Source organism: Citrobacter sp. (assembly GCF_050252275.1).
Taxonomy (GTDB): Bacteria; Pseudomonadota; Gammaproteobacteria; order Enterobacterales; family Enterobacteriaceae; genus Citrobacter_A; species Citrobacter_A amalonaticus.
Genome location: NZ_JBFWLF010000124.1, coordinates 1 through 12,670, shown reverse-complemented (window position 1 = coordinate 12,670; position 12,670 = coordinate 1). Strand labels below are relative to the sequence as shown.

Below are 12,670 nucleotides of genomic sequence, written 5' to 3'. Positions count from 1 at the left end.
GAATAAAGTTATTCATTGCTCGTTCCCTTATGTGGGTAAAAAAAGAGGGCAGGTGGGGCTGCCGGTTGGAGAACATTGTGGTCGTGCGCGGCTATCCTCTCAATGCTCATTTCTGCCAATGTCTTGCCCATTTCTCCACAATGCTGGAGAAAAGCGATCAATTTGCGCACAATCAAGGCGTCGTCATCCGTTGAGAAAATAACCCGTTATGAACCGCGAAGAGATCTGTTTACTGCTGACAGATAAAGTTAAGCAGTTGAAAAACAATGAACATAAGCTCAGTGAGCTATTGCCGGACATACGTCTGCTGTACGGCACCGAACCGGGTTCACGGACACCCGTGATGTACGATCCCGGCATCATATTTCTCTTTTCCGGTCATAAAATCGGTTACATCAATGAGCGAGTTTTCCGTTATGATGCCAATGAATACCTGCTGCTGACCGTACCTCTACCCTTCGAATGTGAAACCTATGCGACTCCGGACGTACCGCTCGCCGGATTTCGCATCAATGTCGATATCCTGCAATTGCAGGAACTGCTGATGGACATTGGCGAGGACGAACACTTTCAGCCGTCGATGGCGGCAAGTGGGATCAACTCCGCCACGCTCTCAGAGGAAATTCTCTGTGCGGCGGAACGTCTGCTCGACGTCATGGAGCGACCGCTGGACGCGCGGATCCTCGGTAAACAGATTATCCGTGAAATCCTCTATCACGTCCTGACCGGGCCACGCGGCGGCGCGCTGCTGGCGCTGGTGAGTCGCCAGACCCATTTCAGCCTGATTAGTCGCGTGCTCAAACGCATTGAAAATAAGTACACCGAAAACCTCAACGTCGAGCAACTGGCGGCCGAAGCCAATATGAGCGTCTCTGCGTTCCATCATAATTTTAAATCAGTGACCAGCACATCGCCGTTACAGTACCTGAAAACCTATCGGTTACATAAAGCGCGGATGATGATAATTCACGACGGCATGAAGGCCAGCGCGGCGGCAATGCGGGTGGGTTATGAAAGTGCATCGCAGTTTAGTCGTGAATTTAAGCGCTATTTCGGGGTGACGCCGGGAGAAGATGCGGCGCGGATCCGCACTATGCAGGGGAGTTAACGTTATTGTGAGGCAGCCGGATGAACGACGTGTCATCCGGCTGGATTCAGGTCAGGCGCTGCAGTATTTCTTCTTAATCACCACCACCACCGTGCCGATCAACCCCGCCGCCAGCAGAAAAATGGGCAGGATCATCAGGAAGGTCATGACCTGATCTTCATGGCGCTTCACAAACGGGATCATGCTGAGTGCGTAGCCAAAACTGGTGACCACGCCGACCCACAGCAGCCCGCTCAGCCAGTTAAAAAACTGGAAGCGACGGTTAGAGAGCCCGGAAATCCCCGCCATGGTTGGCAGTAGCGTGCGCACGAACGCCAGAAAACGGCCTGCCAGCAGCGCCAGCAGACCGTGACGGTCAAACATGCAGGTCGCGCGCTGGTGGTATTTCGCCGGAAGTTGCGCCAGCCAGCCTTTTACCGTTCGCGTATTGCCCAGCCAGCGTCCCTGAATATAACTGAGCCAACAGCCGAGGCTGGCCGCTGTCGTCAGGATCAGCAGGGTAGGAACAAAGCTCATGACGCCTTGCGCGACCAATGCGCCCGCTAAGAGCAGCAGACTATCGCCGGGCAAAAATGAGGCCGGTAACAGGCCATTTTCTAAAAACAGCGTGGCGAACATCACAAAGTAGACGACGCTAACAACATGTGGGTCCGCCAGCGCGGCAAAATCATGTTGCCAGAGCGCAGCGATAATATCTTGAATAACAGCCATGGACTTTCCTGTGGAACAGCGTTTACGCCTTAATAATCCTATTGTACTCCTGAACGGGCCCGGATGACTTGATCCCGGGCGCAACAAATGCAGACAATTTCGTTCGACGTGTCTGCATAGATGTCCATTGGCGTCAATTTTACACGAGGCGGGAAAATCCGGCGGCTAAATCTGCAATCAGATCGTCAACATTCTCTAAACCAATGTGGAGGCGAATCAGTGTGCCGCTGAAATCCACACCCCCTTCCGGGCGAATTTCTGCAATCTGTTCAGGCTGATTGGCCAGAATCAGCGACTCAAAACCGCCCCACGAATAGGCCATGCTGAAGAGGCTGAAGTGATCCAGATAAGCGGACAGCTCGTCATTATTGAGCTTTTTATTCAACACAAACGAGAACAGGCCGCTGCTCCCCGTAAAGTCACGTTTCCAGAATTCGTGTCCTTTACTGCCTGGTAACGCCGGATGATTGACCCGCGCGACCTGCGGATGGGCTGCCAGCCATTCGGCAATTTTCAGACTGCTTTCATGATGCTGGCGCAGACGCACGCCCAGGGTGCGCAGCCCGCGGCTGGTCATATAGGCCGTGTCGGCATCGACCATTTGTCCCATCAGATAGGCATTCTCGCGCAGTTGATCCCAACAGCGGGCGTTCGAAACGGCGGTACCGACCATGGCATCCGAGTGACCAATCAGGTACTTGGTCCCAGCCTGAATCGAAATATCAACGCCGAAGTCGAGGGCTTTAAACAATATGCCCGCCGCCCAGGTGTTATCGATCATAATGATGGCGTCCGGCACAACGCGTCTGACAGCGGCGACAATTGCCGGGACATCGTGGACTTCCATGGTCACGGAACCCGGAGACTCGAGGAAAACGACTTTGGTGTTGGGCTGAAGATGCTTAACTATGTCAGCGCCAATCAGCGGATCGAACCAGCCAGTGGTCACACCCAGTTTGCCGAGGATTTTGGTGCAGAAATCCTGGCTCGGCTCATAGGCCGTATTGGTCATCAGCACGTGATCGCCCTGTTCGACAAAAGCCAGAATCGTATTGGCGACGGCCGCCGCGCCGCAGGGGAAGAGCGCACAGCCAGCGCCGCCTTCGAGTTCACACATCGCTTCCTGCAGCGAGAAATGGGTTAATGTGCCGCGGCGCCCGTAAAAAAGTTCACCGTTGGCGCGGTTGCGGGTGGCGTGCTTTTTGGCTTCGACCGTTTCAAAAACCAGCGAAGAAGCGCGCTGAATCACACTATTCACTGAGCCCAGCGTGTATTTTTTACTGCGCCCTGCGCCGACCAGTCGGGTGTCCAGTTGTTTATCTGCCATGTTGGGTTTCCTGTTTTTATACGTCTGGACGTCTAAACTATCACGAATGGAAAAATGCGCATCCCCAGGAACGGGATAAAGCACAATATTTTATCAAAATCACCTCCCGTGACGTTTTACTGCGTAAGCGCAAGGAAAAGAAACCAAAGGTGCGGCACTATGTAAATAGTAATGAGAACGACTATCAATTCGACGTCGTTTTGATATTATTACGCTCAGAATTTGTGATTTGCGTCCTGGAGATACAGAGTGGGTAATAATTTGATGCAGACGGATCTTTCCGTCTGGGGTATGTATCAGCACGCCGATATCGTGGTTAAGTGCGTGATGATTGGTCTGATTCTGGCGTCAGTGGTCACCTGGGCTATCTTCTTCAGTAAGAGTGTTGAGTTCTTCTCCCTGAAGCGTCGGCTTAAACGCGAACAGCAACTGTTGGCGGAGGCCCGCTCTCTGGATCAGGCAAGCGATATCGCAGCAAACTTTGGCGCCAAAAGCTTAAGCACCCAATTGCTCAATGAAGCGCAGAACGAACTGGAACTGTCTCAGGGCAGTGAAGACAACGAAGGCATTAAAGATCGTACCGGTTTTCGTCTGGAGCGTCGCGTTGCGGCGGCAGGACGCCATATGGGGCGTGGCAATGGTTACCTGGCGACCATCGGGGCGATTTCACCGTTTGTTGGGTTGTTCGGTACGGTCTGGGGCATCATGAACAGCTTTATCGGGATTGCGCAAACGCAGACCACTAACCTTGCCGTTGTTGCACCAGGTATTGCGGAAGCACTGCTGGCGACGGCCATTGGTCTGGTTGCCGCGATACCCGCCGTGGTTATCTATAACATCTTCGCCCGTCAGATTGGCGGTCTTAAAGCGATGCTGGGCGATGTGGCGGCGCAGGTGCTGTTACTGCAAAGCCGCGACCTGGATCTGGATGCAAGCGCATCTGCCCGTCCGGTACGTACCGCGCAGAAATTACGTGTAGGGTAAGGCTTCATGGCAATGCGTCTTAATGAAAATCTGGACGATAACGGTGAAATGCATGAAATCAACGTGACGCCGTTTATCGACGTTATGCTGGTACTGCTGATCATCTTTATGGTGGCTGCGCCGCTGGCGACAGTGGATGTGAAGGTCAATCTGCCCGCGTCCTCCAGTACGCCGCAACCGCGTCCGGAAAAACCGGTTTATCTGTCGGTCAAAGCGGACAACAGCATGTTCATTGGTAACGATCCGGTGACGGACGAGACCATGGTGGCAGAACTGAACGCGCTGACCGAAGGGAAGAAAGACACCACGATCTTCTTCCGTGCGGATAAAACCGTCGACTATGAAACCCTGATGAAGGTGATGGACACGTTGCATCAGGCTGGTTATCTGAAGATCGGTCTGGTCGGCGAAGAAGTCGCGAAAGCGAAATAATCGTTGTCGCCATGGGCACAATGAGAAGAAAGGCCGGGTAAGGCGTTATCGCTACCCGGCTTTTTTATTGCCCATCGCGCCGGGTTTGCACCTGACGTTCATTGAGCGCAACGGTAGTGATGGTAATCGTGCGGGTGTTTCCTTCGGCCAGTTTGCGCGTCAGTCGCAGCGTGGCGGTCTCACGAGCTAGCAAATGTTGCCAGGTGCTCTCCAGTCGCGCCATGATTTTGTCACCCAGCGCCGGGTTCTGTTTGATAATGGCGTTGATCGCCGCGCCATAAATCTCTTCCTTCACCTGAAGCGCGTATATTTCCCGTCGGTTTTGCCATTTCAGACGAACCAGCGCCGCAGGAATAGAAGTCACTTCTTGCGCCACGCTTTCGAGGACCGCATTTTTATTGGCGATGAGTGCGGCAAGATTCTGCTGTAAGATAAATTGATCGCTTTTATTCTCATCTAAAGCCAAATAGACATTGTTATCTTCAACATCTTTAATCATTGTTCGTCGTCCAGAGAATAGAAAAGGGGTGAGTCTTTCTCCCGGGTAATTAAGTTAAGCCAAATTTCGTTGCCGTTTTCATTTATATGCGTGGTCATTTCAGTGATTATTTTACTTAAGGTCTGGGCATCGATATCGCCTTCAGCCTGTAACGCATTAATAACCCGAGCGAAAGTCTCAATTTTCGCTACCCGCTCAAGACGTTCTTTAAAATGACGGTCACGTTCTTCGAGTAAGATATTTTTAGATTGCCCGGTGGCGGTTGTGCTAATTAAGATATCGGCCTCATAATCACTGAGGGTTGTTTTTCCCTGAGTAAAATTATCATTATTTTCTGCTGTTTCTTCCGTCTGACCTGACGCTGACAGATGAAAACGCGGTGGGACAAGGTGCTCAGGCAGCATGTCACAATATCCTTTAATATCAAATGTATAGTTATTTTTATTTGACAGGTCGCGTTGACAATAACATGGGGTAATTTTAGAATCAAAAAAAATGGAGTCATTCTATGAACAGTATTTTTTATTCTGTCATTACCTTGCTATTGTTGACCGGCGGCGTGCTTTTATTAATGCGCGAGTTTAATAAACCGCGCAACGCTGAAGAACTGCCCTCTGAGACTCAATCAATACCGCTGACTAAAGAAGAGGGGGAGGACCATTTCTCCGCGCTGATGAATGCTATTACACCGGTATGGTACTGGCGCGTCAATCACGAATATATTGATTTCCTTCACGCAACAATAAAACGCATGACGATGGCGCAATTGAATGACACGCCAGGACTGTTTGACGCCCAGCGACGCTGCAGCGATCTCAATTCAGCGGTGTATAAATACTACGACACGATAAAAAAACGCTGTCTCAACGGCGAAAAAGTTCCCCATTCCGATCTCGATGTGCTGAACTTACGCCAGTGCTTCCGGGAGTTTAGCGTCGAGGCGTATCCATCGCTGGTGGCGCTGGTGTGGCCCGAGTATCAGCGCCCGTGGATCAATCCCGACGAAGTTTAAGGAGGATGTTGATCTGATGTTGCGCAATTGGGATATACTGTCGCCCGGTTTTTGCAACATCACAGGAATTTATGGAACGCTTTCTCGAAAACGTTATGTATGCGTCTCGCTGGCTGCTGGCCCCGGTCTACTTTGGTTTGTCGCTGGCGTTGGTTGCGCTGGCGCTAAAATTCTTTCAGGAAATTTTTCATGTTCTGCCCAATGTCTTTTCGATGGCAGAAGCTGACCTGATTCTGGTGCTGCTGTCCCTGGTGGATATGACGCTGGTCGGGGGACTGCTGGTAATGGTGATGTTTTCCGGCTATGAGAATTTCGTCTCGCAACTTGATATCGCTGAGGGACGGGAAAAGCTGAACTGGCTGGGGAAGATGGATGCGACCTCACTGAAAAACAAAGTTGCGGCCTCGATTGTTGCTATCTCTTCCATTCATCTGTTGCGTGTATTTATGGATGCGAAAAACGTGCCGGATAACAAGCTGATGTGGTACGTCATTATCCATCTCACTTTCGTCTTGTCGGCGTTTTTGATGGGCTGCCTCGACCGGTTAAACCGCCATAAGCACTGACAGAACAGGCCGGGCAGTCGTTGTCGCTTCCCGGCGCTGAACGTTACTTATCGGACGATGCCTGCCAGAGGTTCAGTTGGCCGTCAGCGACATGCTTATCAATCTGCGTCAATTCTTCTGTGGTGAACGACAAATTTTTCAACGCCTGAACGTTTTCTTCCAGTTGCTCCGGGCGGCTTGCGCCAATCAGCACGGAAGTGACGCGATCGTCTTTCAGCAGCCAGCTAAGCGCCATTTGCGCCATTGACTGACCGCGCTGTTGCGCCATCTTATTAAGCAGACGCAGACTGCTGAGGTTAGCTTCCGTCAGCATATTCTCAGTCAGACCGCGCACTTTCTTCCCTTCGCGCTGCATACGTGAACCGTCCGGAATGCCGTTCAAATACTTCCCGGTGAGCAATCCCTGCGCCAGTGGCGTAAAGGCGATGCAGCCCACGCCATTGGCTTTCAACGTATCCAGCAAACCGCTTTTATCCACCCAGCGGTTCAGCAGGTTATAAGAGGGCTGATGGATCAGCAGCGGGATCTTCCATTCGCGCAAAAGCTGAGCCATTTTTTGTGTCCGCTCCGGTGAGTATGACGAAATACCAACATACAGCGCTTTCCCACTTTGCACAGCGTGTGCCAGCGCAGACGCCGTCTCTTCCATCGGCGTGTTTTCGTCCACGCGATGAGAATAGAAAATATCGACGTAATCCAGGCCCATCCGTTTCAGACTCTGATCGAGACTGGCGAGCAGGTATTTACGCGAGCCGCCGGAACCATAAGGACCTGGCCACATGTCGTAACCGGCTTTGGTCGAAATAATCAGTTCATCACGATACTGGGCAAAGTCTTCGCGCAGCAGACGCCCGAAATTTTCTTCGGCGCTGCCCGGAGGCGGCCCATAGTTATTGGCTAAATCAAAGTGAGTAATGCCTAAATCAAAGGCTTTTCGCAACAGTGCGCGCTGCGAGTCGAGGGCTTGTACGTGACCGAAGTTGTGCCACAGACCGAGCGATAGCGCAGGCAGTTGGAGGCCGCTGTTACCGCAGTAGCGGTACTGCATATTCTCATAGCGGTCAGGGGAGGCGTTCCAGGACATGATGTCTCCTTTCTTGTGATGAATTTTCGAAACAGCGTTTTCATTCTATGCTTATAGAATCACAAATCCCGGAGATATGCGATGACGCGTCTGACAGCCAAAGATTTTCCGCAAGAATTACTCGATTATTATGACTACTACGCCCACGGGAAAATCTCAAAACGGGAGTTCCTCAATCTTGCGGCAAAGTACGCCGTTGGCGGGGTGACGGCGCTGGCGCTCTTCAATATGCTCAAGCCCAACTACGCGCTGGCGGAACAGGTGAAATTTACCGATCCCGATATATTGCCTGAATATATTCATTATCCGTCACCAAACGGTCATGGCAGCGTGCGCGGGTATCTGGTGAAACCGGTCAACACAACGGGCAAGGTCTCCGCCGTGGTGGTGGTACATGAGAACCGGGGGCTGAATCCTTATATTGAAGATGTTGCAAGGCGGGTAGCAAAAGCGGGCTATATTGCGCTGGCGCCCGACGGTTTAAGCTCGGTAGGTGGCTATCCAGGAAACGATGAAGAAGGGAAGGTCTTGCAGCAGAAAGTGGATCCGACAAAGCTGATGAATGACTTTTTCGCTGCCGTCGAGTTTATGAAGCAACACCCGGACGCCAGCGGGAAAGTGGGGATCACCGGATTTTGTTACGGCGGTGGCGTCTCAAATGCCGCTGCCGTGGCCTATCCTGAACTGGCGTGTGCGGTGCCGTTTTATGGTCGCCAGCCTGCCGCTGCGGATGTGCCGAAGATAAAAGCGCCGATCCTGCTGCACTACGCGGCGCTGGATAAAAATATCAATGAAGGCTGGCCTGCCTATGAAGCCGCGCTCAAGGCCAACAATAAGGTCTATGAAGCCTGGATCTATCCCGGTGTAAACCACGGATTTCATAATGATTCCACACCGCGATATGACGAGGCTGCCGCCGAATTAGCGTGGAAACGAACGTTGGGATGGTTTGATAAATATTTATGATAAAAAAAAGGAAAATAAACGATTGATTAATACTACTGGCATTTTTCATTATCTTTTATATGTATACAGCGACCAGGGATATTGTTTGCGAGAGTAAAAAAACTAAAAGTAAGTATATATTCTTCACTCTTTGCCGATAACGAAGGTGAGTCTCGCCAGATGGCGAATCCCTTTAATATGGCAAGGATATATCTATGCGACTTTTGCAAAATTTCTCCATTCGTCTTGTCATGCTGACAATACTGGGCGTCTTTTGTCTTCTCTGGTCAGGAGTGGGTTTATACAGCGTTCTCGCGCTGTCAAAAGTGTCAGAAGGCAACGAAGTCGATCGCCATCTTGTTCGCCAGATGACGGTGCTCAGCCAGGGCAACGATCAATATTTCCGCTTTGTTACCCGCCTCAGTCGTGCGATGGAGTTGAAAGCCAGTGGCGGCACGCCGGATTTCGCTCCCGTGCAGCAGGCGCTGGATAACATGAGCAAAAAGTTGCAGGAAATGAAAACGCTCTCGCCAGGGCCGATGGATCCTGAGGTTGCCGCTGCGGTGCTGGCGAGCTGGCAGGATCTGCTCGATAAAGGCGTCACGCCGCAAATGCAACTGGCGCAGCAGGGCACGCAGAGTGCATGGAGTGAGCAGGCGAATAATGTGACGCCTGCGTTGAGCCGGGCGTTTGGTGCCAGTGCAGAACGCTTTAATAAGGCCGCAGGTGTGATGCTCGATCAAACCCGCGTCATGGTAGATGGCAAAACGTCGATCATCCGTACCCTAATCATTGGCGCGGTGATCCTGGGCATTGCAATTCTCTTCTTCACCGATCGCTATCTGGTGACCATGCTGGTGAAACCGCTGGCGCGGATCCGCCAACAGTTTCGCCAGATTGCTCAGGGCGATCTCAGTCAGCCGATTGACGATATTGGCCGCAACTGCGTCGGCCAATTAGTGCCTTTATTACGGGCGATGCAGGACAGCCTGCGCGACGCCGTGAATACTATCCGTTCTGGCAGCGATAATATCTGGCGCGGCGCCACTGAAATCTCCAGCGGCAACAACGATCTTTCATCGCGAACGGAAGAGCAGGCTGCGGCGCTGGAAGAGACGGCTGCCAGCATGGAACAGCTCACTGCAACGGTGAAACTGAATGCGGATAACGCCCGTCAGGCAAGTCTTCTGGCTGATGCGGCATCACGCACGGCAGGGAAAGGCGGTTCGCTGGTGTCCGAAGTGGTCGAGACCATGGACGGAATTTCCGCCAGCTCGAAGCAGATTGCGGAAATTACGACCGTCATCAATAGCATTGCCTTCCAGACCAACATTCTTGCATTGAACGCTGCGGTCGAAGCGGCGCGTGCGGGTGAGCAAGGGCGTGGATTTGCCGTCGTCGCAGGTGAAGTGCGTAATCTGGCAAGCCGCAGTGCAAACGCGGCAAAAGAGATTGAAACACTGATTGCCGAATCCGTGCGCCGCGTCGACCACGGCGCGACGCTGGTGAAGGATACCGGCTCAACGATGGAGGCGCTCCTGCGTGGCGTGACGGAAGTGAACACCATCATGAAACAAATTGCCTCGGCGTCTGAAGAGCAGAGCAAAGGGATTTCGCAGGTGGGCGTTGCGATTACTCAGATGGATGGCGTTACGCAGCAAAACGCCGCGCTGGTGGAGCAGGTTTCCGCCGCGGCTGCGGCGCTGGAGAGACAAACGGAAGATTTACAACGTTCTGTGCAACAGTTCCGGTTATCGCAAAATGACGCCCCCAGTCTCCCCGGAAAAGGTGCCGCTCCCGCCGGGCAGCGACGCCCGACTCCCACAGCGGCAGGCGATGAATGGGTGGCATTCTAAGGCCCAGTAAAAAGTCGCTGAACCCTCTGGCCTTTGCTTAAAATATCGCTATATAATTTATTGTATAGCGATTGAGGAGAGGTCATGAATAATCATTTTGGCAAGGGTCTGATGGCCGGATTAAACGCCACGCAGGCTGACAGCGCCCGAAACGTAGCGAAATTTTGTTCGGATTATAAACGTGGCTTCGTACTAGGATTCTCGCATCGCATGTTTGAAAAAACCGGCGACAGGCAACTCAGCGCCTGGGAAGCGGGGATCCTGACGCGTCGCTATGGGTTAGATAAAGAAATGGTGATGGATTTCTTTCGGGAAAATCAGTCCAGCATCACGATTCGTTTTTTTATGGCCGGCTATCGACTCGAAGGTTGATCCAAAGGGGGTATTATCTTGCTTTAATTAATTACACTACCGGCTATTCCCTTCGTTTTAGTATCCCCTCGCAGTATCATAGACTACATAACCATAACAAAAGTGTGGTAAATGGCGCACCGATCGCAGTTACGGTTTTGCGATTGATGCAAAATAAGAGCCAGGTCTTCGTAACGGAATAACTATAAAATGACTGGAGATAACACTCTCATCAATTCCCATGGCGTCAACCGCCGTGATTTCATGAAGCTTTGTGCAGCACTCGCCGCCACAATGGGGCTCAGCAGCAAAGCCGCCGCCGAAATGGCTGAGTCGGTATCCCGTCCGCAGCGCCCGCCGGTTGTCTGGATTGGTGCTCAGGAATGCACGGGCTGTACCGAATCCCTGCTTCGCGCGACCCACCCTACGGTAGAAAACCTTGTCCTGGAGACCATCTCTCTGGAATACCATGAGGTGCTTTCCGCCGCCTTCGGCCACCAGGTTGAAGAGAACAAACACAATGCGCTCGAGAAGTACAAAGGGCAGTATGTGTTGGTCGTTGATGGTTCCATCCCGCTAAAAGATAACGGTATTTACTGCATGGTTGCCGGTGAGCCCATTGTGGATCATATCCGCAAAGCGGCAGAAGGCGCGGCGGCAATTATCGCTATCGGTTCCTGCGCTGCATGGGGCGGCGTCGCCGCTGCTGGCGTGAACCCGACCGGTGCGGTTGGCCTGCAGGAAGTTCTGCCGGGTAAAACCATCATCAACATTCCGGGCTGTCCGCCGAACCCGCATAACTTCCTGGCGACCGTCGCCCATATCATCACCTGGGGCAAGCCGCCGAAGCTGGATGCGAAAAACCGTCCGACCTTCGCCTATGGCCGCCTGATTCACGAGCACTGCGAACGTCGTCCGCACTTCGATGCGGGTCGCTTTGCGAAAGAGTTCGGCGATGAAGGTCACCGCGAAGGCTGGTGCCTCTACCACCTCGGCTGTAAAGGGCCTGAGACCTGGGGCAACTGCTCCACACTGCAATTCTGCGACGTTGGCGGCGTCTGGCCGGTGGCGATTGGTCACCCATGCTACGGCTGCAACGAAGAAGGCGTTGGTTTCCATAAGGGCATTCACCAACTTGCTCACGTGGAAAATCAGACACCCCGCTCCGAAAAACCTGATGTGAACATGAAAGAGGGCGGCAACATTTCTGCCGGCGCTATTGGATTGCTTGGCGGCGTTGTCGGTCTGGTGGCCGGCGTCAGCGTGATGGCGGTACGTGAACTGGGGCGTCAGCAAAAGAAAGATAACGCTGACTCACGGGGAGAATAACCGTGAACAGACGTAACTTTATCAAAGCAGCCTCCGGCGGGGCGTTGCTGTTAGGCGCTGCGCCGTCTATCAGCCACGCGGCTGCAGAAAATCGCCCGCCCATCCCCGGTTCTCTGGGTATGTTGTATGACTCGACGCTGTGCGTGGGCTGTCAGGCCTGTGTGACCAAGTGTCAGGATATCAACTTCCCGGCGCGTAACCCGGAAGGGGAGCAGACCTGGTCGAACAACGATAAACTGTCGCCGTACACCAATAACATCATTCAGGTGTGGCGTAGCGGTACAGGTGTGAATAAAGATCAGGAAGAGAACGGCTATGCATACATCAAGAAACAGTGTATGCACTGCGTCGATCCCAACTGCGTTTCCGTCTGCCCGGTTTCCGCACTGAAAAAAGATCCGAAAACCGGCATCGTTCATTACAACAAAGACGTTTGTACCGGCTGCCGTTACTGCATGGTTGCCTG

Annotated in this window: 16 protein-coding genes; 11 read left to right on the top strand and 5 right to left on the bottom strand. The window is 52.5% G+C overall.

Annotated elements, in window-relative coordinates:
- Together AB7E14_RS12255 and AB7E14_RS12250 are read left to right on the top strand one after the other, a co-directional pair.
- A partial coding sequence (locus AB7E14_RS12255; protein ID WP_428169558.1) for a hypothetical protein occupies window positions 1-194 on the top strand: 194 nt, incomplete at its 5' end.
- 14 nt (window positions 195-208) lie between these two features.
- Window positions 209-1,108, top strand: coding sequence for an AraC family transcriptional regulator (locus AB7E14_RS12250; protein WP_044328397.1), 900 nt, complete (start codon window positions 209-211; stop codon window positions 1,106-1,108).
- Between the two features lie 51 nt (window positions 1,109-1,159).
- Here AB7E14_RS12250 and yghB read toward each other — a convergent pair whose 3' ends face one another.
- Together yghB and metC are read right to left on the bottom strand one after the other, a co-directional pair.
- The gene (gene yghB / locus AB7E14_RS12245) at window positions 1,160-1,819 is read right to left on the bottom strand and encodes a DedA family general envelope maintenance protein YghB (protein WP_042998153.1); all 660 of its coding nucleotides are present in this window, start codon (window positions 1,817-1,819) and stop codon (window positions 1,160-1,162) included.
- 139 nt (window positions 1,820-1,958) lie between these two features.
- A complete protein-coding gene (metC, locus tag AB7E14_RS12240) occupies window positions 1,959-3,146 on the bottom strand; it encodes a cystathionine beta-lyase (RefSeq protein ID WP_044255725.1) in 1,188 nt (395 codons plus the stop codon).
- Window positions 3,147-3,395: 249 nt separating this feature from the next.
- Here metC and exbB point away from each other — a divergent pair, with 249 nt between their 5' ends.
- Window positions 3,396-4,130: a tol-pal system-associated acyl-CoA thioesterase gene (gene exbB, locus AB7E14_RS12235; RefSeq protein WP_316962888.1), complete on the top strand. Its 735-nt coding sequence runs from the start codon at window positions 3,396-3,398 to the stop codon at window positions 4,128-4,130.
- A gap of 6 nt (window positions 4,131-4,136) precedes the next feature.
- Window positions 4,137-4,562, top strand: coding sequence for a TonB system transport protein ExbD (exbD, locus tag AB7E14_RS12230; RefSeq protein WP_042324207.1), 426 nt, complete (start codon window positions 4,137-4,139; stop codon window positions 4,560-4,562).
- Between the two features lie 64 nt (window positions 4,563-4,626).
- Here the strand turns inward: exbD and AB7E14_RS12225 are convergent, their stop codons facing one another.
- On the bottom strand, window positions 4,627-5,058 hold the full coding sequence (locus AB7E14_RS12225) for a cytoplasmic protein (RefSeq protein WP_316962891.1): 432 nt from the start codon (window positions 5,056-5,058) through the stop codon (window positions 4,627-4,629).
- Window positions 5,058-5,465 carry a hypothetical protein gene (locus AB7E14_RS12220; protein WP_316962889.1) on the bottom strand — a complete coding sequence of 136 codons (408 nt, stop codon included), beginning with the start codon at window positions 5,463-5,465 and terminating at the stop codon, window positions 5,058-5,060. The genes AB7E14_RS12225 and AB7E14_RS12220 overlap by 1 nt, the downstream gene beginning before the upstream one ends.
- A gap of 104 nt (window positions 5,466-5,569) precedes the next feature.
- On the opposite strand from AB7E14_RS12220, the gene AB7E14_RS12215 reads away from it, so the two are divergent.
- On the top strand, window positions 5,570-6,073 hold the full coding sequence (locus AB7E14_RS12215; RefSeq protein WP_042998149.1) for an ESA_00282 family adhesion-associated protein: 504 nt from the start codon (window positions 5,570-5,572) through the stop codon (window positions 6,071-6,073).
- A 71-nt stretch (window positions 6,074-6,144) separates the two neighbouring features.
- Window positions 6,145-6,639 carry a TIGR00645 family protein gene (locus AB7E14_RS12210; RefSeq protein ID WP_042998148.1) on the top strand — a complete coding sequence of 165 codons (495 nt, stop codon included), beginning with the start codon at window positions 6,145-6,147 and terminating at the stop codon, window positions 6,637-6,639.
- 43 nt (window positions 6,640-6,682) lie between these two features.
- Here the strand turns inward: AB7E14_RS12210 and AB7E14_RS12205 are convergent, their stop codons facing one another.
- Window positions 6,683-7,723, bottom strand: coding sequence for an aldo/keto reductase (locus AB7E14_RS12205; RefSeq protein ID WP_044326838.1), 1,041 nt, complete (start codon window positions 7,721-7,723; stop codon window positions 6,683-6,685).
- 81 nt (window positions 7,724-7,804) lie between these two features.
- On the opposite strand from AB7E14_RS12205, the gene yghX reads away from it, so the two are divergent.
- The 5 genes from yghX to hybA all read left to right on the top strand — a co-directional run.
- The gene (gene yghX, locus AB7E14_RS12200) at window positions 7,805-8,689 is read left to right on the top strand and encodes a YghX family hydrolase (RefSeq protein ID WP_054177125.1); all 885 of its coding nucleotides are present in this window, start codon (window positions 7,805-7,807) and stop codon (window positions 8,687-8,689) included.
- 194 nt (window positions 8,690-8,883) lie between these two features.
- Window positions 8,884-10,524, top strand: coding sequence for a methyl-accepting chemotaxis protein (locus AB7E14_RS12195; RefSeq protein ID WP_428169557.1), 1,641 nt, complete (start codon window positions 8,884-8,886; stop codon window positions 10,522-10,524).
- Between the two features lie 84 nt (window positions 10,525-10,608).
- The gene (locus AB7E14_RS12190) at window positions 10,609-10,896 is read left to right on the top strand and encodes a DUF2623 family protein (RefSeq protein ID WP_042998144.1); all 288 of its coding nucleotides are present in this window, start codon (window positions 10,609-10,611) and stop codon (window positions 10,894-10,896) included.
- A gap of 189 nt (window positions 10,897-11,085) precedes the next feature.
- Window positions 11,086-12,204, top strand: coding sequence for a hydrogenase 2 small subunit (hybO, locus tag AB7E14_RS12185; RefSeq protein WP_042998143.1), 1,119 nt, complete (start codon window positions 11,086-11,088; stop codon window positions 12,202-12,204).
- Window positions 12,205-12,206: 2 nt separating this feature from the next.
- Window positions 12,207-12,670, top strand: a 464-nt coding sequence (gene hybA, locus AB7E14_RS12180) for a hydrogenase 2 operon protein HybA (protein WP_428169556.1), incomplete at its 3' end; no start/stop codon positions are given.